The sequence below is a fragment of the Bradyrhizobium sp. SZCCT0153 genome (assembly GCF_018129995.1).
Taxonomy (GTDB): domain Bacteria; phylum Pseudomonadota; class Alphaproteobacteria; order Rhizobiales; family Xanthobacteraceae; genus Bradyrhizobium; species Bradyrhizobium japonicum_G.
The window spans coordinates 1,505,828-1,526,529 of record NZ_JAFCKS010000001.1; the positions used below are offsets into that span (position 1 = coordinate 1,505,828).

Here is a 20,702-nt window from a genome sequence, read left to right on the forward strand (position 1 = left end):
CGATGCGCAAGGTCTCTCGCCTGTCCCGCTTCAACGTCGCCTCACTCGCGCTGGGTCTGGCCTTCCTCTATCTGCCGATCCTGATCCTCGTCATCTATTCCTTCAACGCCTCGCGGCTGGTGACGGTGTGGGGCGGCTGGTCGCTGCGCTGGTATCACGAGTTCTTCAATGACCGCGCCATGATCGAGGCGGCCTGGATGAGCTTGCGGGTGGCCGTTTCCTCCGCGACCATCGCCACGCTGCTCGGAACGCTCTCGGCCGTGGCGCTGTCGCGCGGAGAGCGCTTTCGCGGCCGCACGCTGTTTTCCGGCATGCTCTACGCGCCGCTGGTGATGCCGGAGGTGATCACCGGATTGTCGCTGCTGCTGCTGTTCGTGGCGCTGAACGCCGAGCGCGGCTTCTGGACGGTGACGATCGCCCATACCACGCTGACGATGTGCTTCGTCGCCGTCGTCGTCCAGTCCCGCCTCGGCTCGCTCGACCGTTCATTGGAAGAGGCCGCGATGGACCTCGGCTGCGACCCGATGCGCGCGTTCGTCGCCGTCACGCTGCCGCTGATCGCGCCCGCGATCGTCGCCGGCTGGATGCTCGCTTTCACGCTGTCGCTCGACGATCTCGTGATCGCGAGCTTCACCACCGGCCCGGGCTCGGCGACGTTGCCGATCCGGATCTATTCGGAGGTGCGGCTGGGGGTGAAGCCCGAGATCAACGCGATCTGCACGCTGGTGATCGCCCTGATCGCGGTCGTCATCGTGATCGCTTCGCTCGCCTCGAAACTGTCGAGCGCGCAGGGCGAGAGCGCGGCGCCGCTGTAGCGGTCCGTGCAGCGTGCCATCCACGCGCTGAGCCTTGTATCGCCGCACCGAGCTGCCGCAGCGCAAGGCTGTCGAGCGGAAATTCGAGCAGGATGTGGATCAGGCTCAGCGCCAGCAGGAAGGTGAAGCCGAACGCGTAGTCGTAGAAGTACAGCGCGGTGGAGGCGGCGCTGGCGGCGGCCATCGCTGCCAGACGGGCCTTCGGCACCGCCGTCCAGCGGATCACGTCGGCTTTGATGAACCAGTTGAGGTAATGGTAGGTGTAGACGAAGGCGAGCAGGCTCGTCAGCCTGGTGTCGAGGACAAGGCCGGGCACGCCGAACAACCTGCTCAGGGCCGGGCCGACATTGCCGAAATAATCCTGTCCGACGCGGGCAAAGCTCGTGATCCGGATTTCGGCGGTCGGCGGCAGCAGCAGGATCGTGGCGAGCGCGACGACATAGACGGCCACCAGCGCGGCCTGCACGCGGCTACCGGACCGGTAGGCACCGAGCACCATGAAGATCAGCGTGAACAGGCAGACGTGGATCAGGGTCGGAATCAGGATGCCGATGACCGCCAGTGACGACCCGCTCGAATACATGATCGCGGACAGCGCGATCGCCACCATGAACAGCAGCATGCTTTCGATCGCCGAGGCGGTCGCCGCCAGCATGGCGCACACGACCAGCGCGGCCCACATCGCGAAGCCGAACCAGGAAGCATTGTCGATCAGGGCCGCGACCACGGCGAGGATCGCGAGCGCAGCCGCGATGCCGCGGTGGGGCAGGTAGTAGCTGCGGTCGTGCAGCCACGAGATCTCGGTGAAGTAGTGCGCCGGGCCGAGCACCACATAGGCCAGCAGCAACAGCTCGAACGGCACCAGATAGGCCGCCGCGAGCGCCAGCAGCATCAGGCCGAGATGGATCGCGTCGTTGCCCCGCATGATGACGAGCCCTTGATAGGGCTCGAAGTCTAGAGCAGGCGGGGACAACCCGCAATTGTCCACGCTATCGCTAGATCGCCCTGCTTGTGACGACCCGTTGCGTCCTGCTGCGTCAGGACTTCACCGCACCTGCCGTCAGCCCGCCCACCATGTAGCGGCGGAAGGCATAGTAGATCGCGGCCGGCGGCAGCGCGTAGATGAAGCCGGTGGTCATCAACAGCTCCCACGGCGAGTCGTCGGCGGCGAGGAAGTTGCCGAGTGCGACGGGAAGCGTGATATCGCGGTCGTTCGACAGCAGCAGGAACGCGTAGAGATATTCGTTCCAGGCGAGCAGCACCGCATAGGTGCCGATCGCGACCAGCGAGGGCATCATCAGCGGCAGATAGATCAGGCGGAAGATCTGTGGCGTGGTCGCGCCGTCCATCACGGCGGCTTCGTCGAGCTCGACCGGCAGCTTGTCGGAGGCCTGCTTCAAGACCCAGATCGCGTAAGGTGAGGCGATCGTCACCATGGCCAGGATCAGGGACCAGTGATTGTTGAGCAGGCCGTAAATGCCCATGGTCCTGTACATCGGCACGGCGAGGAACGCCGCTGGAATGAAATAGGTGAAGAGCGCGAGGTTCATGACGACGCGTCCGCCCGGCACGCGCAGCCGCGAGATCGCGAATGCGGCCGCAGTCGCGATGAACAGCGTCAGCACGCCGACGGCGGCGGCGATGACCATCGAATTCCAGAACTGCAAGTAGAAGTCGCGAAGGAAATAGTGTTGCTGATGGAACACGATCGAGAAGTTGTGCAGCGTCGGATGGTCCGGCCACAGCTTACCCGAGAACGCGTCCTCCTTTGGGGAGATCGCGAACAGGAACATGTGATAGATCGGGATCATCGTCCACAGGAAGACGGGAATGCCGATCAGCAAGAGCCGCGCTTCGGTCGCGACTTCGCGCAAGGTAGGGAGCTTCATCGCGACAACCGTTTCATCATGAAGTACACGAGCGGCAACACGAACGGCATCGCGCAGACGATGGATGCCATCGCGAGCGAGAGCTGGTCGAGCCGGAGATAGCGGATGCCGAGCGTGGCCAGCACATGCGTGAGGTCGGCCGGACCGCCGCCGGTCAGCAGATAGACGCTGTTGAAGTCGCCGAGCGTCCAGATCATCGAGAGCAGCGTGCAGGTGATGTAAAGAGTCTGCATCGACGGCCAGGTGATGAAGCGGAATTTCTGCCACCAGCTCGCGCCATCCACCTCCGCGGCCTCGAACAGATCGTGCGGTATCGCAAGGCGTCCGGTGATCAGGATCAGCGTCCAGAACGGCAGCGACTTCCAGATGTGGACACCGATCGCCATGGCCAGCGCCACGGTCGGATCGTTCAGCCAGTTCGGGCCGTCGTCGCCGGTGAACTTGAAGATGAGTTGGTTGACCACGCCCCATTCGGGATTGAGCATGAAGCGGACCGACAGAATGGTCGGGATCGACGGCACCGCCCAGGGCAGGATGAACAGCACGGAAAGCCATTTGATCCAGGTGCGCTGCTGAACGAAGAAACCGGACAAGAACAGCGCAATCAGCATCTTGATATTGATGCCGATGACCAGGAAGACCAGCGTGTTGACGGCGGCGCGTGCGAAGACGGGATCGTGATAGAGCGCGACGTAGCTCGCGGGATGGCGCGCCAGCCACAGCCCGTAACCAACGGGGTAAATCACGAAGGCGCAGAATACGAGGAGATAAGGGGCGAGCAACACGATGCCCCAGACCTGCGCCGGGGTTAGCCGTGCCGACAAGGGCGGCGCGGCCATTGCATGATCGCCAGAAAGCGTGATCGCCATATCGGATACCTACCGGAAAGCGGCCGGCCGCGGTGTCACCGCGGCCGGCCCGACTCGCAATTTAGATCAACCCGCGACCTGCTTGATGCGGGCAATCATTTCGTCGACGGCCTTGTCCACCGGCACCTTCTCGCTCACCACCCGGTTCATCGCCTTGGCCCAGACGTTCTCGTTGTTCAGGATCGTGAACTTGTAGTTCTTGGTGAAGTCGAACGGCAGCGTTCCGCCAGTGAACTGCGCATAGACCGCTTTGCGATGCTTGTCCGCCTGCCAGAACGGGCTCTGCTGACTCGCCGTGGTTACCGGGAACCAGCGGCCGAGTCCGCCTTCGACATAAGGCCTGAGGTTTTCCTCCTGGAGCAGGAACTTGATGAATTCCTTGCCTTCCGCCTTGTTCTTGGAGGCCGTGAAGATCGCGCCGGTCTTGACGTCGGAGCGATACTTCATCGGCGAGCCGTCCGGCTTGTTGGGAAAGCCAGCAGTGATGATGTCCTGCTCGTAGGCCTTCTTGCCGGCGGCGCGCTGTTCCGGGGTCAGCGCCGGGTTGGTCGAATCCTCGAACCACTTCGCCGCGATCGAGATCGTGAAGTTGTGGGTCATCACGATTGTCTTGTTGTGGAAGGCGACGTTGTTGTCGGGGTCCTTCCATGTCGTGGAGGAGGGCGGCGTGCAGCCCCTGATATAGGTGTCAGTATAATCCTTCATGGCATGGATCAAGCCGTCACGCACCTTGGGATCGTCGACCAGGAGCTTGCCGTTGTCATCGACGAGCTTGACGTTATAGGCGTCCATGAACGTGTAGAAAGACTGGAAGGCGTCTGTGGATTCCACGCCCATCGGCTGGCCGACGGCGTAGATGCGCTGGCCCGTCGCCTTGCGGATTCCCGGCTGCACCTTGTCGCACCAGAACGACCAGTAATCCTCCCATTTGGTCGGAATGTCGCTCTGCTTGAAGCCGGCCTTCTCCAGCATGTCGTTCCAGATGTTGACGTGCATGGTCTGCTGCTTCAGGGGGAAGCCGTAGTAGGCCCTCTTCTTGGCAACGTCGTCATAGAGCAGCGCCGTCTCCAGCGTGTTCGGCGCAAAGGCCGACTTCATCGGCAACAGGATGTCGGACAAGTCCTCGAGCTTGCCCTCGAACGCCCATTTTCCCGCCGCCTGCACGTCGTAGGAATCGGAATAGGCGACATCGGGCACGGTACCGGAATCGAGCGCCGCCACTGTCTTCGGTATCATGTCCTGAACGGCGTATTGCGACAACTCGACCTTGATGCCGCTCTTGGCCTCGAATTTCTTGATTGTCTCCAGCAGGGCGTCATCTTCGGACTTGTAGAAGCCCTTCACCCACCAGACCGTAATGGTCTTCTGCTGAGCAAACGCGGGTGCGGCGGCTGCAAACAGCCCGACCGCGGCGACCGCGAGTGATAGTGCGCCAATAACTTTGGATTTCACGTTTTTCTCCCTCAAGCCGCCGGTGTTTTAGCCGGTCGACAAAACTCTAGCGCATGGCCGTCAGCCGATCTAGCGGCTTCTTGTCAGACCTAGGTCGTGGGTGTCGGGCGAAGGAAGATGCTTAATGCGTGCATCGATGCAATCGCCGCATCAATTCGCGGCAATCAATTCAGCTTGTGCGTGCTGGCTTCGCCCGACCATCCGCAATTCCACATACCTGCTCGCCGCCAGCGTTGCCCGCTTCGCCGGCGAGCTACCGGCGTTTCCCCTTCCGGTCGGTCAGGACGGCATTCGAACTTGCCCCAGCGGGGCGGTTCCGCGGCTTGCCGTGCCCGCTGGCTCGGGAAGGAGAGCGCCATGCCTCGAGGAGCATCTTGAGAAGTTGGCTGGCATGAGGGGATAGCGTCGCCCCGCGCCTGCGCACGATTCCGATCGTCCTCGACACGTCCGGCTCGATCAACCGAATGGTGTGAATGATCGGATGGCCGGCGGCTGGCGTCGCCAGCCTCGGTAGCACGGCGACGCCCAATCCCGCTTCGACCAAGCCAAGCGAACCGGAGAGGTGAGCGACTTCGTACGTCCAGTTGAGCTGCAAGCCGTGCCGTGCCATCGCATTGTCGATCAACGCGCGATTGCCGCTGTTGCGGCCCACCGTGATGACACGGTGCGGCACAATCTCAGACCAACTCACCTGCTTGCGCGATGCCAACGGATGGTCATGGCGACAGGCCAGGACGAAAGGGTCTTCAACCAGTTTTTCAAATTCAATTTCGGCATGCGAAGCGCCGATGAAATTGATGCCGAAGTCGGCTTCTCCGCGCGCGACCGCTTCCAATCCTTCATTGGCGCCGATATCCAGAATCCGGATGCGAATGCGCGGATACGCTTCGGCGAACCGGCCGATCGCGCGCGGCAGGAAATAGAATACCGCCGTCGGCACGGCAGCCACCGAAACCAGACCCGAACTTCGCCCGCCGATATCCTGGATGGCCAGCACCGAGGTTTCGAACTCATCGATGAGGCGGCGCACCTTCGGCAGGAAGTCGCGGCCCGTCATGGTGAGATTGACGTGGCGCGTGGACCGTTCGAGCAGCGGCGCGCCAAGGCTTTCCTCCAGCTTCTGAATGCGCCGGCTCAGCGCCGGTTGTGACAGGTTCAGCGCCTTCGCGGTGCGGACGAAGCTGCCCATCTCCGCCACGGTGATGAACGCCTTGAGGTCGAGCAGTTCTGCATTCATGGGCAGGCTCCGTTGTACCGATATACGGAATAATACTTCAGATATTTGCATTTCACAAAAGAGTTCGGACGGGGGATGGTCTGGTTCGAGCAAAGATGTCCGGGAACGGAAGGGCTCCATGAACGATCAGATCGCTATTCCCTGTGTGGTGATGCGCGGAGGCACCTCGCGCGGGCCGTTTTTTCTGGCCGGCGATCTTCCGGCCGATCCCAGGCTGCGCGACGCCATCCTGCTGTCTGTCATGGGAGGTGGGCACGATTTCGGGATCGACGGCATCGGTGGTGGCAACGCCGTTACCAATAAGGTCGCGATCGTCGGACCGGCATCGGTGGCAGGCGCCGATATTGACTACCTGTTCGCCCAGGTGCGGGTTCGTGAAGGGATCGTCGATACCTCACCGAACTGCGGGAACATGCTGGCGGCGGTAGGGCCGTTCGCAATCGAAGCCGGCCTGGTCGCCGCGGCCGCAGATCGCACCCACGTGCGCATCCATAATGTCAACACCGGCAAGCTGATTGACGCGACGGTTGCCACCCCCGGCGGGCGGGTAACCTATGAGGGCGAAGCGCGGATCGACGGGGTACCGGGAACGGCCGCGCCCATCGAACTGTCGTTCCCCAACGCGGCCGGCGCACGCACCGGTCGCCTGCTGCCGACAGGACGTCCGGTCGATCGCATCGAAGGGATCGACGTGACCTGCATCGACGCAGCCATGCCCGTCATGCTGGTCCGCGCGGCCGATCTGGGATGGACCGGCCTTGAAGCACCCTCGGCCTTCGCCGACGGCGGCTTCCGCGCGCGGCTCGAAAACCTGCGCATTGAGGCCGGTCGCCGGATGGGCTTCCCGGATTCCGCGTCAATGGTGATTCCGAAACCGGTTCTGATTGCGCCCGCGGTCGGGGCGACGTTGAACACCCGCTACTTCATGCCGCACGACTGCCATAGCGCGCTGGCGGTGACCGGCGCTGTCGCGATCGCGACTGCGTGTGTGACGCCCGGAACCATTGCTGCAGAGATGATCGGACTGCTGGCGCCGCCGGCGACGATCACGCTTGCCCATCCCTCCGGCCAACTCGTGGTTCGGTTGGAGCCCGGCCCGGTTGCCAGGGTGCAGCGGACAGCCCGGCGAATCTTCGAGGGCCACGTCTTCGCCCGCCGATCGCACCTGCCTCATTCGGTGCTGGCGGCCTGAAGCCGGGTCGCTCTCAAAGCCGTCAAAAAAATCAGAGCCATGGGAGAAACGAGAATGCAGAAGCAAGCGCTGGCCGGGCCCGCGAACAGCGAGCCGCGAAAACCGTTCTACCGGATTCTCTACGTCCAGGTGCTAATCGGCCTCATGCTGGGCGTCCTCACCGGCCACCTCTGGCCTGAATTTGGCGCCGCGCTGAAGCCCTTCGGAGACGGCTTCGTCAAGCTGGTCAAGATGATGATCGCGCCGATCGTGTTCTGCACCATCGTCAGCGGCATCAACAGCATCAGCGATTCCCGGGAGATCGGTCGCACGCTGGTGAAATCCATGGCGCTGTTTTACCTGCTGACCGTGCTCGCACTGCTGGCCGGCCTGATCGCCGTATCGCTGATCCAGCCAGGCGTTGGCATGCATGTTTCTGTCAGCACGCTGGATCCCTCGGTGGCCGCGAAATTCACCAAGCAGGCAGGTGCGACCGGATTCGCGGACTTCGTGCTGCACATCATCCCGCATTCCTTCTTTGGAGCGTTTGCCGATGGCGAAGTGCTGCCGGTTCTGCTGGTCTCGATCCTGATCGCCTTCGGCCTGAGCCGTGCCGGTGATGGGGGTGTTGTGGTGACAAAGGCAGTCGACTCGTTCTCACAGGTGCTGTTTGTATCCTTCGGCTTCATCATGAAGCTCGCCCCGCTCGGTGCCTTTGGAGCGATGGCGTTCACCGTGGGCCGCTACGGCGTCCGTTCGATCGGCTCGCTAGGACTGCTGATCCTGACATTCTATGTCGCCTGCTCCCTCTTCGTGGTCGTCGTGCTCGGTACTCTGGCTCGGCTGAACGGCTTCAGCCTGTGGAAGACCATTCGCTACTTCAGGGAAGAACTGCTGATCGTGCTCGGCACGTCATCGTCGGAGCCGGCGCTGCCTGGGGCGCTGCGCAAGCTGGAGCAGCTCGGATGCCGGAAAGGCGTGTCGGGGCTCGTGCTGCCGATGGGCTACTCCTTCAATTTGGACGGCAGCGCCATCTATCTCACGCTGGCTTCCATCTTCATCGCGCAGGCCTGCGACATTCACCTCTCGTGGGGGCAGATTGCGGCGATGCTCGGGCTGATGCTGCTGACGTCCAAAGGCGCGGCCGGCGTCACCGGCAGCGGCTTCGTCGCGCTTGTCGCAACGCTTTCCGTCATGCCGGATCTGCCCGTGACCGGCGTGGCGCTGCTTGTCGGCATCGATCGTTTCATGTCGGAGGCGCGGGCGCTGACCAGCATGATCAGCAACTGCGTCGCAGCCATCACCGTTTCGCTGTGGGAGGACGCTTGTGACCGCGAGGTGTTGGCCCGTGAACTGGGACGCAGCGGCACTTCCAACGCTGCGGCCGGATCGAAGATCGGCGGGGCAGCAGTGGTGCAGGGGGACGAAACCTGGATTTCGACGACGCAATCGGCCGCTTAACTCCACCCTTGGGATGAAATCGGCCGCGGTATTCTGCGCAAGCTACCAGGAATCTGACTAAGTGATGTCTATCAGCCTAGTTGGATTTGGCGCCTTCCTTGGCGTTCTCCGCCGTCGGCGAGTCTGCCGGGGCGGGACGCTTGCCGGTACCGGTGATGCGCTCGATCGCGGAGCGCACGGCGTTGCCCCCCTTGCGGTCCTTGAGCATGTCGAGCAGGGGTGCGGAGGCAGGCGAGCGGCGGATCAGGCTTTCCGGATCTGGGAAGATCAGGGGATCGTCCCAGGGGCCCTGCACCACGAAGGGCAATTCGAAGCCCGAGGCGCTGTTGAGGCTGGCCACGCCCTTCATGTCGTATTCGCGCGTCGGCACCGAGGCGGTGCCGGTCATCGTGATCTTCGCCGCAGGTCCCTCGACGCGGATGTCCTCGGCGGTGGCGACCCCGTCGGAGAATTTCACCGCGATGGTGAGGCTGTCGTAAGGGGTCGAGCCGTTGCGGAAATTGCCGCCGCCGGACAGCGGCCGCCGCTCCAGCCGCTTCAGGAGCTGTTCGGCGTTGAAGCCCGAGATCGCGCCGTCATGCCCGGTCACGGTGGCGCTGCCGTCGAGCGACTGCACGAGGCCGAACGGGCTCGAGCCGGAGGCAACGAGGGAGACGTTGATGTTGCCGCGGCCGGACAGCTTGTTGAGGCCGAACAGCTCGGAGGCGCAGGCCTGGAGGTCGACGTCGGTGAACTGGAATTGCGCCTTGATGTCGGCGACGGTGTCGGAGCGCGCGATGCCGAACGAGCCCTTGGCGATGCCGCCATAGACCTGGGCCTCGCCGACCGAGAGCGCCAGTGTGCCGTTGCGCAAATTGGCGCCGATCGCCGTGCGGCCGAGCTTGGTCGGCCCGACCGTCAGCTTTGCTGCCGACAGGCGCATGTCGAGGTCGGTGGTCGACAGGGCGTTGAGATCGAACAGCTGCCTGTTCCAGTCGCGCGCCCCGCTCGCGAGCAGGCGGAAGGTGGAGATATAAGGTGTGAAGTCGAGTGCGTCGGCGGCGAGCGTCGCCTGCAGCGTCTGCCGGCCGTTATTGGCGTAGGTCATCACGCCCTCGGCGGTGTTGCCGTCGAGCTCGACATTGACGTTGGTGAGCGCGATCGAGGCGCCCACGACATTGGCGCGCGCCTTCAGCGCGAAGCGGCCGAAACCGCCGCTGCCGGGTTGCGGCTGGCCGGTCCAGCGCAGCGCGTTGCGCAGGGACGGGCTGTCGATGGTGAGCGTGCCTTCCATCATCGGGCTGGTGCGGTTGGCGACGCTGCCGTCGAAGGCGAGCTTGAGCGGGGCACTGGCGATCCGCGCCTTCAGGCCGGAGCGGTCGCCGGAGAGGGCGGCGACGAAATCGGCGAAGCTGATCGAGCCGTCGACCCGTTCGCCGCGCCAGTCGAACTGTCCGGTCGCGGCGAAGGAGCGCGAGATGGAGGGCCAGGCCAGCGACAGGTCGATGTCCTCGAACTTCTCGGTGCCGTGGGTGGCGGTGTCCTCGTAGTTGAGCACGCCGTCCTGGATCCGGATCTCGGAGAACGACACCTGGTTCTCGGCGCCGGGCTTCATGGTGCGCGCGATGGTCTGGATGAAGGGCGTCCAGTTGCTCTCGCCGTCCGGCTGCAGGCTGACATGGATGCGCGGCCGCAGCAGCGTCAGGTCGGCGATCTCGAAGCGTTGCAGCAGCAGCGGCAGCAGCCGCAGGTTCGCGGTGAGCACGTCGACATGGAGGGCGGGATCGCTGGTGCCGCCGCCCTTCAGGCCGACGTCATGGAAGGAGATGTAGCTTGCCGGCAGCAACGAAATGTCGATGGCGCCCGCGACATTGAGCTCGAGCCCGGTGACGTCGCGGATCTGCGTTTCCACCGCCTTGCGCAGCGCGTCGCGGTTGATGAGCCAGGAGGTCGCGATCAGGGCGATCAGCGCGAGGCCGAGCAGCGCCGCGATCGGCGTCCCGAGGCGCTTCATTCCTTGGGCCATGGTCAATGGCGTGTCCTGATCGGGTTGGTCGCTGGAGCCGGAAGGCGGGCCGGGAAACCTGCGCGCCCACGCCCAACCCCCGCAACTTGATGGGTTTTCTTGTCGCTTTCAAGGCCGCGGGCGGTTCTGCCCACGGCGTGGGCAGCTTCTATCACTCGCCTGCCGGGCGGAGAACCCCGTATCATTGACGGCTTCGGACGATTTCGCCTAATAATCGCCGCCAATAAGGCGCGACGCCTGCAAGCCGAAGGTTCACTCGAAGGTTATTTGCATGAACAAGGTCTATCCCGACGCCAAGTCGGCTCTCGCGGGCGTTCTGAAAGACAACATGATGATTATGTCGGGCGGCTTCGGCCTCTGCGGCATCGCCGAGGAATTGTCGGACGCGATCCGCGAGTCCGGCGTCAAGGGCCTGACGGTGGTCTCCAACAATGCCGGCGTGGACGGCATCGGGCTCAGCCGCCTGCTGGAAACCCGGCAGATCAAGAAGATGATCTCGTCCTATGTCGGCGAGAACAAGCTGTTTGCCCAGCAATTCCTCGCCGGCGAGCTGGAACTCGAATTCAACCCGCAGGGCACGCTGGCCGAGCGCATCCGCGCCGGCGGTGCCGGCATTCCGGCCTTCTACACCAAGACCGGCGTCGGCACGTTGATCGCCGAGGGCAAGGAAGTGAAGGAATTCGACGGGCAGAAGTACCTGATGGAGCGCGGCCTGTTCGCCGATCTCGCCATCGTGCACGCCTGGAAGGGCGATACCGCCGGCAACCTGATCTACCGCAAGACCGCGCGCAACTTTAACCCGATGATGGCGACCGCCGCCAAGGTCACGGTTGCCGAGGTCGAGCACCTTGTTCCGGCGGGTGAACTCGATCCCGACCACATTCACACGCCCGGTCTTTTCGTAAAGCGCATCGTCGAGGTCGGCACGGCCAAGAAGCGCATCGAATTCCGCAACACCCGCCCGCGCACGGCAGCTTGAGATCAGGAGAGTAAGATGGCCTGGACCCGTGAACAGATGGCCGCGCGCGCCGCGAAGGAACTGCGTGACGGCTACTACGTCAATCTCGGCATCGGCATCCCGACGCTGGTCTCGAACTACATCCCGGACGGCATGGACGTCAGTCTCCAGAGCGAGAACGGCATGCTCGGCATGGGCCCGTTCCCCTATGAGGGCGAAGAGGACGCCGACCTCATCAACGCCGGCAAGCAGACCGTGAGCGAGCTGCCGTCGACCTCGTATTTCTCGAGCGCGGATTCCTTCGGCATGATCCGCGGCGGCCACATGGATCTGTCGATCCTCGGCGCCATGCAGGTGGCCCAGAACGGCGATCTCGCCAACTGGATGATCCCCGGCAAGATGGTCAAGGGCATGGGCGGTGCGATGGATCTCGTTGCCGGCGTCAAGCGCGTCGTCGTGGTGATGGAGCATTCGGCCAAGGACGGCGCCAAGCTGCTGAAGCAGTGCAATCTGCCGCTGACCGGCGAGCGCGTGGTCGACATGGTCGTGACCGACCTGGCCGTCTTCACCATCGACAAGCACGGTGACGGCGGCATGGCGCTGATCGAGCTGGCCGAGGGCGTCTCGCTCGACGAGGTCAAGTCCAAGACCGAAGCCGAATTCCGCGTCTCGCTGAAGAACACCTAAGGTCTTCGCGAAGGGGCGCGCATGACGATACGGTCTGCGCGTCCCGACGACGCCGGTTTCATCGTCTCCGCAATTCTGTCCGCGTAACGCGGACCAACGCGGCGCGGCTGGTTCGACATTGCCCTCGGCTGGCCCGATGCGCAGTGCCGCGACGTCATCGCGCAGATCGCTGTCGCCCGTACCGGGCCCTGGTGGCACATCTCATGAATGTCGCCGCGCGGGCAGGTCGCTCGCAATGACGGACGGGAGCCGTCGACATTGCTCCCCCTTCTCGCACGTCAGAATGGCATCAGGGCCTGAGCTGTTGAGCTAGATCAATCGCATATGGCGCGGTCAGCATAATTTTCCTCAGCAGACTTCCTGAGTGAGCCAGAATTGATGCGCCGCGATCGTGTGTTGCCGGATTTTGGCGAGTTCTCACTCGTCCTGGGCGGCCCGCTCTTTCAGCTTCTGCGTCGGGCACATCTGTCCGACGACGCGATGACGCTGGTGCGCCAGCGCATCGTCGTGTTCTCGTTGTCGGCTTGGCTGCCGCTCTTGATCCTTTCGGCGTTGGACGGCAAGGCGTTCGGTAGCAGCGTGAGCGTGCCATTCTTGCTGGACCTCGAAGTCTATACTCGGTTCCTGGTGGCAATGCCTCTTTTGGTCGTCGCCGAGCTTGTCGTGCATCACCGCATGCGATTTCTGGTCGTCGAATTTCTGGAGCGAAATCTGATTCCCGAGCACGCCATTGGGCAATTCAAGGCCGTCATTGCTTCGGAGTTTCGATTGCGAAACTCAGCGCTCGCCGAGGTATTGCTTCTCGGAGTTGTGTACATCGCCGGCGTCATGATCATTTGGCGTCACTATTTCACGCTCGATGCACCGACATGGTATGCGAGCCCCGTCGCCGCTGGCTCTACGCTCTCGTTTGCAGGAATCTGGTACGGCTACGTCAGCTTGCCGATCTTCCAATTCCTGCTGTGCCGCTGGTATTTTCGAATATTCATATGGATGCGCTTTCTCTGGCAGGTCTCGCGCATTCGTTTGAGCTTGGTGCCCACGCATCCCGATCGTGTCGGCGGCTTGGGGTTTCTATCCGAGACGGTCTATGCGTTTGTCCCGCTCCTCGTTGCGCACGGCGCATTGCTGGCGGGATTGCTCGGCAATCGCATCTACCACCTGGGAGCTACGCTGCCTTCTTTCATGCTTGAAATCGTTGTCCTGGTTGTCTTTCTCATATGCTTGATCCTTGGTCCCTTCCTCGTGTTCTCGCCGCAGCTTGCTCGGGTGAAGCGCATCGGAAAACGCGAGTATGGCTCGCTCGCAGAACGTTACGTACGGGAGTTCGATGAAAAGTGGCTGCGCGATGGCGCACCTGCCGAGGAACCCCTGATCGGCAGCGCCGACATCCAGTCGCTCGCCGATCTCGGCAACAGCTACGAGATCGTGCGGACGATGCGCGTCATGCCTTTTTCCAAGGAAGCGATCCTTCAGCTCGCGGCCGTAACGGTCGCGCCGTTAGCGCCGCTGGTGCTCACCATGATGTCGTTGGAAGAGATTTTGAAGAAGCTGATCGGGATATTGTTCTAAAGCGCGATGAGACGGGGATGAATCGTCATCGCGCTTCAGGGTATTGTTTGAGCGTGACCTTTTCGAAAGTCTCTTCGCGCTTTTCCGGATCATGCTCCAGCATCCTGGATGTCCGTCGCAACCAGTTGGCCGTTACGACCTCGCCGCCCACGCCTTGCTCCATCGCGCCGACACGCTCGCGACCCACGACGGCTCTTCGCGGACCAGGCGGAAGCCGAGATTGGCGGGTGGCACGCCTTGTGCGCAGCCGCCGGCGCGGGCGTCGCGGATGAAATCGGTGACGTAGGCGCGGTGCGCGCCTTCGGCGACGCGCACGCCGCAGTTCACGGTCGGGCGGCCGGCATTGCCGGCCTCGTCGACGCGCGAGCGCACGAAGCAGGTCGAGGTCCACTCCCAGACATTGCCGGCGAGATCTTCGATGCCGTGCTCGTTCGGGCCGAACTTGCCGAACGGATAGGCCGTGGTGTCGAACGGATCGCTCTCGGATTCGCGCTCATAGCGGCTGATCCAGCGTTTCGAGGGATCGTCCGCGTCGACGGTCACGCCGTCGTCCTTGAACCGGGCTCCCGCCGCAAAGGCCCATTCTGCGTCGCTCGGCAGGCGGTAGTGGTGCCCGGTCTTGCGCGACAGCCAGCCCGCATAGGCCTCGGCATCGTACCAGTTCACCTGCACCGCGGGCCGATCGGGGGCGATCGCCACGCCGCGATCGAGCACGCGGCAGGCGCCATCATGCACGCACATCTGATAGTCGGATGACGAGACCTGATGTCGCATGATGTGAAGTGGTCGCTCGAAGCGCATCGCGCGCAGCGGCGCTTCCGCCTGCCGCCCGGCACGCGTGAAATCGCCGGCCTCGCGATAGGACAGGCCGCCCGGCGCGACCCTGACGATGACGGGCTCCGCCGCCGTGCCGCGGACCGCCATGTCCGAGACCAGCGGCGCCACCGCGATCGGCCCTGCAAGTCCGGCAGCGCAGGCCAGTACCAGTTTCAGCTTGAATGCGATCAGCATGGTCGTCCCCCGAAAGGAAAAAGGGGCCGGTGATCCACCGGCCCCTTGTCGCGCTTAGTTGGTGTTCGGAGCCGGTATTTCCACAGGCGCCTTCACCTGGGTCATCAGATCGTCGTTCCACTTGCCTTCCACCTTGAAGTGCGCGGTGGCGCCGAGGTCGGCGGCCTCGATCAGATTGTGCGTGACATAGGCGTAGATGCCGGGCTGCATGAACTTGTACATCGCAGCTCCCGCCGAGCCGCCGCGGATGAACCAGGTCTCGAGTCCGACTTCGGGTGCATTGCCGAATTTGCCGGTCTCCCAGACATAGTCGCCATGGCCGCCGATCAGATGCGGGCGGCTGTCGCGATTGGCCTGCGAATGCACGATCAGCACGTTCTCGCCGACATTGGCGGTGAGCGCATTCTTGCCGGTGAGCGCGCCGGCCTTGCCGTTGAACACGACATGGGAGGGGATCAGTTTCTTCATGACCTCTTCGGTGTCGGTGAAGGCTTCGCCCGGCGAGTCGTAGGACTTGAAATTGCCTTTCTCGTCACGCGGTACGTACATGTCCTGCTCGCCGATGTAGTAGACCTTGTCGTATTTCAGCGCGTGACCCTTGCCGTCGTTCAATCCGTCGCGCGGCAGCACCATCACGGCACCGTTCATGCCGGAGACGACGTGCCAGGGGATCATCGGGCCGCCGGGTGCGCAGTGATAGACGAACACGCCGGTCTTGGTCGCCTTCCAGCGCAGCACGACCTGCTCGCCGGGATTGATCAGGGTGAGCGCGCCGCCGCCGAGCGCACCGGTCGCGGAATGGAAGTCGATGTTGTGCGGCATGGTGTTGGTCGCGGGATTGACCAGCGTCGTTTCGACGTAGTCGCCCTCGTGTACCACCATCAGCGGTCCCGGCATCGAGCCGTTGAAGGTCATCGCCTGGAAGGTGGTGCCTTTCTCGTCGATGACGACCTTCTTCTCCTCGATCGTGAGCTTGAACTCCACGATCTTGGGACCTTGCTTGGTCGCCTGCTCGTGCGCGTGGACGAAGGGCGGCGCGACCAGCTCGACTTTCTGACGTGGCAGTTTGAGATCATCGGCGGCCAAAGCGGGGGTCGCCAACATCAGCGCGGTCACGGCGGCGCTGATCAATGCGGCTCTGCGGGTGAACATCGGAAGCATCCTTCATGTGAAAGGGTTTTGATGACGGATGCAGTGTGCGCCTGTTGCGGCAAGGGTGTTTGCGCTGCGACAAGCTTTGGCCGGATTCGCCTCCGGTAAAGTCCCAAAGACATTTGCCGAAGATCTCATCGGCAATGCGACGGACGTCTCGCGCGACGTCGGCCGCGCCGGCAGCAAATCGTTCGCATGTTCAGATGCGCACGATCGTGAATGCATGGTCGTCGATTAGTAAAGCTGGATCGCAATCCAGACCAGGCCCCAGACCGCGAGTGACAATGCGGTAAGGACCGCAGCCGTAATCGTCAGGATCCGGACGATATGACCAGCGCCGGCGGCGGGCGTTGCGGGTACGGGCTGGTAATCGTCGAAACGCGGAATGCGGCCGCGAACGCCGGTGAGCCAGAGAACGAGATCGAGCACGAACGGCGCCAAGGCTTGTCTCCAAAGAATGGCTTATATCCAGGTAATGGCTTGTCGCCAGGGAACGTGATTGGACGCCACCATGGCTCCGATCCGACGCTCCGACTTTGAGCGAGCGCAAGGTGCCCGGTCCGAAAACGGGTAATCCAGTGCCATCGGCATTTGCCGCGCCACTGCGCGGCATGAATTTACGAATGGGCAGGACATGAGGACTGATCTCGCAGCAAGCTACGGCGAGGAACGTCTGCCGCGCTACACGAGCTATCCGACCGCACCGCACTTTTCGACCGCGGTCGGTCCGCAGACTTATGCAGAGTGGCTCGCCAGACTCCCGGCGGGAGCCAGCGCATCGCTTTATCTGCACGTGCCGTTCTGCCGCGAAATGTGCTGGTATTGCGGCTGCCACACCCAGATCGTCCGCCGCGACGAGCTCATTGCGGCCTATCAGCGGACGTTGCGCAGCGAGATCGCGCAGGTCGCAGAGACCATTGGTCGCCGCATCAGGGTCGAGCACATCCATTTCGGCGGCGGCACGCCGACGATCATGGCGCCGGAGGCCTTTGCCGAACTGATGGCGGCGATGCGCCAGGCTTTCTTCGTGCTGCCTTCGGCCGAGATCGCGGTCGAGATCGATCCCCGTACATTGACCGCCGGCATGGTCGAGGCCATGCGGCTCTCCGGCGTCAATCGCGCGAGCCTTGGTGTGCAGAGCTTCGATCCGGTCGTGCAACGTGCGATCAACCGCGTGCAGAGCTTCGAGCAGACGGCCTGCGTTGTCGACATGCTCAGGAGCGCCGGGATCGAGGGACTCAATTTCGACCTGATCTACGGGCTGCCCCATCAATCCGTCGCCTCGTGCCTGGATACCGTCCGACGCAGCCTGGCGCTCGCGCCCGATCGCTTCTCGGTGTTCGGCTACGCGCACGTGCCTGATTTCAAGAAGCACCAGCGCCTGATCAACGAGGCCGTGCTGCCCGACGGCCTTGCCCGCCACGACCAGGCCTGCGCGATCGCCAACGCGCTGAAGGAGGCCGGTTACATCCAGATCGGTCTCGATCATTTCGCGCGGCCCGGCGACGCCATGGCCGTGGCGTTCGAGGAACGGACGCTGAGGCGCAATTTCCAGGGCTATACCACCGACAAGGGCGAGGTTCTGCTTGGTTTCGGCGCGAGCGCGATCGGACATCTGCCGCAGGGCTATGTCCAGAACGAGGTGCAGATCGGCGCCTATGCGCAGAGCATTGCCGCCGGCTGCCTCGCCACCGCCAAGGGTTATGGGCTCACCGACGACGATCGGCTGCGTGCCGACATCATCGAACGCATCATGTGCGAGTTCAGCGCCGATCTCGGCGACATCTGTGCGCGCCATGGTGCAGAGGCAGGGGCGATGCTGAAATCCGCGTCCCGGCTGAAGCCGCTGATTTCTGACGGTGTCGTGAGGCTGGACGGCGACCGCATCGCAGTCGCAAAGGATTCGCGCTTCCTGGTCCGCAGCGTCGCGGCCGCGTTCGACGCGCACCTGGATCCGGGAAAGCAGTTGCATAGCAGGGCGGTGTAGTTCTCGCGCCAGCTTGCGCCTCGACAAAGAAACTCCGGCCCGCTCCGCTATCGTCGGTCCAGAACGGAGTTGTCCATGCCTTTTGATTCCGACGATCTGGTCGATGACATCATGCGCACGGCGCCGCACACGATCCGCGTGTTTCTCGCCTTCAGGATGGCTTGTGTCGGCTGTCCAATCGCAACGTTCCACACAGTGGATGACGCCTGCCGCGAGCATGGCATCGACCGCGACAAATTCCTCGCTGCGCTGTGTGATTGCGTGCCGGCGTGAAGCGGCTTGGAATTCGCGCGGGTCGCGCGCGGATTCCCGGGTGAGGGATAGCTTCGCCGCAAGCGGAGCGCCTCTCACCCCGAGCTTCAGGGAGACGTCCCGGTGCTGCTCTCAGGCCGCGCCGCTGTCGGGGTTTCGCTCCGCCAGAACGACGATCCCATGCGGATCGCGCAGGATGATGCGCTGGCGGCCGCTCTCGACCAGGCCCTGCTGTTCCCAGCCGCTCAGGATGCGGCTGACGGTGTGCAGCGTGGTGCCGGTCATCTGTGCGATGTCCTGGCGGCTGATCGGGAAGTCGATCTCGATGCCATGGTCGAGTTTTTTGCCGGACTGCTTGGCGAGCCGCAGCAGCGCATGCGCGACGCGCTGCTCGACCTGCTGGGTCGACATTTCCAGGATTCGGGTGTGGCTCTCCTGGAGCCGCACGCCGACGGTCTGAAGCGTGTTGGCGGCGAGCGAGGGAAACCGCTCGACCAACCGCGGCCAGGCGGAAGTCGGCCAGATCAGCACCACGCTGTCGTCGACCGCGATCGCAGTGGCCGGATAGCGCGAAGCTCCGATCGCCATCGCGAGACCGAACGTTTCGCCCGGCGCAACATAGCGGACCACGATCTGCTCGCCGGTCGGCGTGGTCTTGGCCGCGCGGACATGGCCGTGCAGCAGCAGGAAGAAGGATTGCGCGTCCGCGCCCTGCTCGAAAACGGCGCTGTTCCTGGAATAGCGCGCCGAGCGGGCCTCGCGCAGGATCTCCTCGAGGTCCTCCGGCTTGACGCCCCCGAACAGCGGCAAATGCGCAACCAGCGATGCGTCGACCTTGGCCATTCTGCCTCCTTGGCACTCGGGAGTGTGATGGCACCTGCAATCGCCTGGCAGTTTGCGATAGCGCAAAACGGGCCGGGCGGGCGGCAGTATTTTTCCAGGCAACGATCCGAATTCACAGGAGTAGTCCCATGGCTGGCGCCCGATCCCGCACCTTCGAGGGCTGGCCGCTGTTTGCGAACAGCTTTCGGCCCTTTTTCCTGCTCGGCACGATCCAGGCCGGGCTGTCGATCCTGGTCTGGCTGCCGATGTTCTATGGCGAACTGTCGGTGACATCCGCCTTCGCGCCGCGCGACTGGCATGTCCACGAGATGCTCTACGGTTTCCTGCCGGCGGTGATCACCGGGTTTCTGTTCACGGCGATCCCGAACTGGACCGGGCGGCTGCCGATCCAGGGTACCTCGCTGGGCGCGTTGCTGGTGGTCTGGCTCGCCGGCCGCGCTGCGGTGACCTTGTCCGCCGATGTCGGCTGGGCGTTTGCGCTTGTCGTCGATGCCGCCTTCCTGACGCTGGTTGTCGCGGCCGCAACGCGCGAGATCGTCGCCGGCGGCAACTGGCGCAATTTGCCCGTGGTGGTGCTGGTGCTCGTGCTGCTGACCGGAAATGTCGCCTTTCATCTCGAAGCCCACTTCGAGGGCGCCGCCGATGTCAGCATCCGCGTCGGCATCGGCGTGGTCGTGCTGCTGATCTCGCTGATCGGCGGCCGCATCATCCCGAGCTTCACCCGCAACTGGCTGGTCAAGTTCAATCCCGGCCGCCTGCCGGTGCCGTTCGGACGTTTTGACGGCGCAGTGATCGGGTGCAGCGCGCTCGCGCTCATCGCATGGATCGTGGCGCCGCTGAATGCCGTCACCGGTATCGTGATGGCGTTCGTCGGTGTGTTGCATCTGGTGCGGCTTGCGCGCTGGGCTGGCGACCGCACCACCCGCGAGCGGCTGCTCCTGATCCTGCATGTCGGCTATGTCTTCGTGCCGATCGGTTTCCTGCTGCACGCCTCGGCTGCCTTCGGCGCGTTGCCGCCGAGCGCGGGGATTCATGCCTGGATGGCGGGCGCGGCTGGGACCATGACGCTCGCGGTGATGACGCGCGCGAGCCTCGGCCATACCGGGCAGGCGCTGACGGCATCACCGGCGACCCAGGGCATCTACCTTGCGATTATTGTGGCGGCGCTGGCGCGTGTCGCTGCGGTGGTGTTGCCGGCGCACAGCGATGCGCTGCTGCACATTGCCGCCTGCGGCTGGATCGTCGCGTTCCTCGGCTTTGCCATCGCGTTCGGCCCGCTGCTCGCCGGCAGTCGCCGGCGCGCGCTCGCGGTCATCGGCGTGCCCGCTCCGGCACGCTGAT

The 20,702-nt window shown here is 63.5% G+C and carries 19 protein-coding genes; 9 read left to right on the top strand and 10 right to left on the bottom strand.

Going from position 1 to position 20,702, the window contains the following annotated elements:
* Nucleotides 1–2: 2 nt before the first annotated feature.
* Nucleotides 3–815 carry an ABC transporter permease gene (locus tag JQ572_RS07280; RefSeq protein ID WP_211382256.1) on the top strand — a complete coding sequence of 271 codons (813 nt, stop codon included), beginning with the start codon at nucleotides 3–5 and terminating at the stop codon, nucleotides 813–815.
* On the opposite strand, the gene JQ572_RS07285 is transcribed toward JQ572_RS07280, so the two are convergent.
* From JQ572_RS07285 to JQ572_RS07305, 5 genes are all read right to left on the bottom strand, one after another.
* The gene (locus JQ572_RS07285) at nucleotides 748–1,740 is read right to left on the bottom strand and encodes a hypothetical protein (protein ID WP_211382257.1); all 993 of its coding nucleotides are present in this window, start codon (nucleotides 1,738–1,740) and stop codon (nucleotides 748–750) included. The two genes, JQ572_RS07280 and JQ572_RS07285, sit on opposite strands and share 68 nt — an antisense overlap.
* Nucleotides 1,741–1,852: 112 nt before the next feature.
* Nucleotides 1,853–2,704 (bottom strand): carbohydrate ABC transporter permease, encoded by an 852-nt coding sequence (locus JQ572_RS07290; RefSeq protein ID WP_211382258.1) that lies wholly within the window; start codon nucleotides 2,702–2,704, stop codon nucleotides 1,853–1,855.
* Nucleotides 2,701–3,573, bottom strand: a complete 873-nt coding sequence (locus JQ572_RS07295; protein WP_211382259.1) for a carbohydrate ABC transporter permease — start codon at nucleotides 3,571–3,573, stop codon at nucleotides 2,701–2,703. The genes JQ572_RS07290 and JQ572_RS07295 overlap by 4 nt, the downstream gene beginning before the upstream one ends.
* Nucleotides 3,574–3,639: 66 nt before the next feature.
* Nucleotides 3,640–5,025 (bottom strand): ABC transporter substrate-binding protein, encoded by a 1,386-nt coding sequence (locus JQ572_RS07300; RefSeq protein WP_211382260.1) that lies wholly within the window; start codon nucleotides 5,023–5,025, stop codon nucleotides 3,640–3,642.
* A gap of 253 nt (nucleotides 5,026–5,278) precedes the next feature.
* The gene (locus tag JQ572_RS07305) at nucleotides 5,279–6,262 is read right to left on the bottom strand and encodes a LysR family transcriptional regulator (protein ID WP_211382261.1); all 984 of its coding nucleotides are present in this window, start codon (nucleotides 6,260–6,262) and stop codon (nucleotides 5,279–5,281) included.
* A 118-nt stretch (nucleotides 6,263–6,380) separates the two neighbouring features.
* On the opposite strand from JQ572_RS07305, the gene JQ572_RS07310 reads away from it, so the two are divergent.
* Both JQ572_RS07310 and dctA read left to right on the top strand, forming a co-directional pair.
* Nucleotides 6,381–7,454, top strand: coding sequence for a 4-oxalomesaconate tautomerase (locus JQ572_RS07310; RefSeq protein ID WP_211382262.1), 1,074 nt, complete (start codon nucleotides 6,381–6,383; stop codon nucleotides 7,452–7,454).
* 54 nt (nucleotides 7,455–7,508) lie between these two features.
* On the top strand, nucleotides 7,509–8,894 hold the full coding sequence (gene dctA / locus JQ572_RS07315) for a C4-dicarboxylate transporter DctA (RefSeq protein WP_211382263.1): 1,386 nt from the start codon (nucleotides 7,509–7,511) through the stop codon (nucleotides 8,892–8,894).
* 76 nt (nucleotides 8,895–8,970) lie between these two features.
* Here the strand turns inward: dctA and JQ572_RS07320 are convergent, their stop codons facing one another.
* Complete coding sequence (locus tag JQ572_RS07320; protein ID WP_211382434.1) at nucleotides 8,971–10,899, bottom strand: AsmA family protein; 1,929 nt, start codon at nucleotides 10,897–10,899, stop codon at nucleotides 8,971–8,973.
* Nucleotides 10,900–11,170: 271 nt separating this feature from the next.
* On the opposite strand from JQ572_RS07320, the gene JQ572_RS07325 reads away from it, so the two are divergent.
* The 3 genes from JQ572_RS07325 to JQ572_RS07335 all read left to right on the top strand — a co-directional run bounded on the left by JQ572_RS07325 (nucleotide 11,171) and on the right by JQ572_RS07335 (nucleotide 14,116).
* The gene (locus JQ572_RS07325; RefSeq protein ID WP_211382264.1) at nucleotides 11,171–11,878 is read left to right on the top strand and encodes a CoA transferase subunit A; all 708 of its coding nucleotides are present in this window, start codon (nucleotides 11,171–11,173) and stop codon (nucleotides 11,876–11,878) included.
* A gap of 15 nt (nucleotides 11,879–11,893) precedes the next feature.
* Nucleotides 11,894–12,544, top strand: a complete 651-nt coding sequence (locus JQ572_RS07330; protein WP_211382265.1) for a CoA transferase subunit B — start codon at nucleotides 11,894–11,896, stop codon at nucleotides 12,542–12,544.
* A 378-nt stretch (nucleotides 12,545–12,922) separates the two neighbouring features.
* Nucleotides 12,923–14,116, top strand: a complete 1,194-nt coding sequence (locus tag JQ572_RS07335) for a hypothetical protein (protein ID WP_211382266.1) — start codon at nucleotides 12,923–12,925, stop codon at nucleotides 14,114–14,116.
* A gap of 132 nt (nucleotides 14,117–14,248) precedes the next feature.
* Here the strand turns inward: JQ572_RS07335 and JQ572_RS07340 are convergent, their stop codons facing one another.
* From JQ572_RS07340 to JQ572_RS07350, 3 genes are all read right to left on the bottom strand, one after another.
* The gene (locus tag JQ572_RS07340; protein ID WP_211382267.1) at nucleotides 14,249–15,127 is read right to left on the bottom strand and encodes an SUMF1/EgtB/PvdO family nonheme iron enzyme; all 879 of its coding nucleotides are present in this window, start codon (nucleotides 15,125–15,127) and stop codon (nucleotides 14,249–14,251) included.
* Between the two features lie 54 nt (nucleotides 15,128–15,181).
* Entirely contained in the window at nucleotides 15,182–16,279 is a 1,098-nt protein-coding gene (gene nirK, locus JQ572_RS07345; RefSeq protein ID WP_211382268.1) for a copper-containing nitrite reductase, read from the bottom strand.
* A 234-nt stretch (nucleotides 16,280–16,513) separates the two neighbouring features.
* Entirely contained in the window at nucleotides 16,514–16,720 is a 207-nt protein-coding gene (locus JQ572_RS07350; protein WP_211382269.1) for a hypothetical protein, read from the bottom strand.
* A 193-nt stretch (nucleotides 16,721–16,913) separates the two neighbouring features.
* Between JQ572_RS07350 and hemN the strand changes: the two genes are divergently transcribed.
* Nucleotides 16,914–18,266, top strand: coding sequence for an oxygen-independent coproporphyrinogen III oxidase (gene hemN, locus JQ572_RS07355; RefSeq protein WP_211382270.1), 1,353 nt, complete (start codon nucleotides 16,914–16,916; stop codon nucleotides 18,264–18,266).
* A gap of 75 nt (nucleotides 18,267–18,341) precedes the next feature.
* Nucleotides 18,342–18,539, top strand: a complete 198-nt coding sequence (locus tag JQ572_RS07360) for a DUF1858 domain-containing protein (protein WP_211382271.1) — start codon at nucleotides 18,342–18,344, stop codon at nucleotides 18,537–18,539.
* A 111-nt stretch (nucleotides 18,540–18,650) separates the two neighbouring features.
* On the opposite strand, the gene JQ572_RS07365 is transcribed toward JQ572_RS07360, so the two are convergent.
* The gene (locus tag JQ572_RS07365; RefSeq protein ID WP_211382272.1) at nucleotides 18,651–19,361 is read right to left on the bottom strand and encodes a Crp/Fnr family transcriptional regulator; all 711 of its coding nucleotides are present in this window, start codon (nucleotides 19,359–19,361) and stop codon (nucleotides 18,651–18,653) included.
* A 128-nt stretch (nucleotides 19,362–19,489) separates the two neighbouring features.
* On the opposite strand from JQ572_RS07365, the gene JQ572_RS07370 reads away from it, so the two are divergent.
* Nucleotides 19,490–20,701 (top strand): NnrS family protein, encoded by a 1,212-nt coding sequence (locus JQ572_RS07370; protein WP_211382273.1) that lies wholly within the window; start codon nucleotides 19,490–19,492, stop codon nucleotides 20,699–20,701.
* Nucleotide 20,702: the final 1 nt, after the last annotated feature.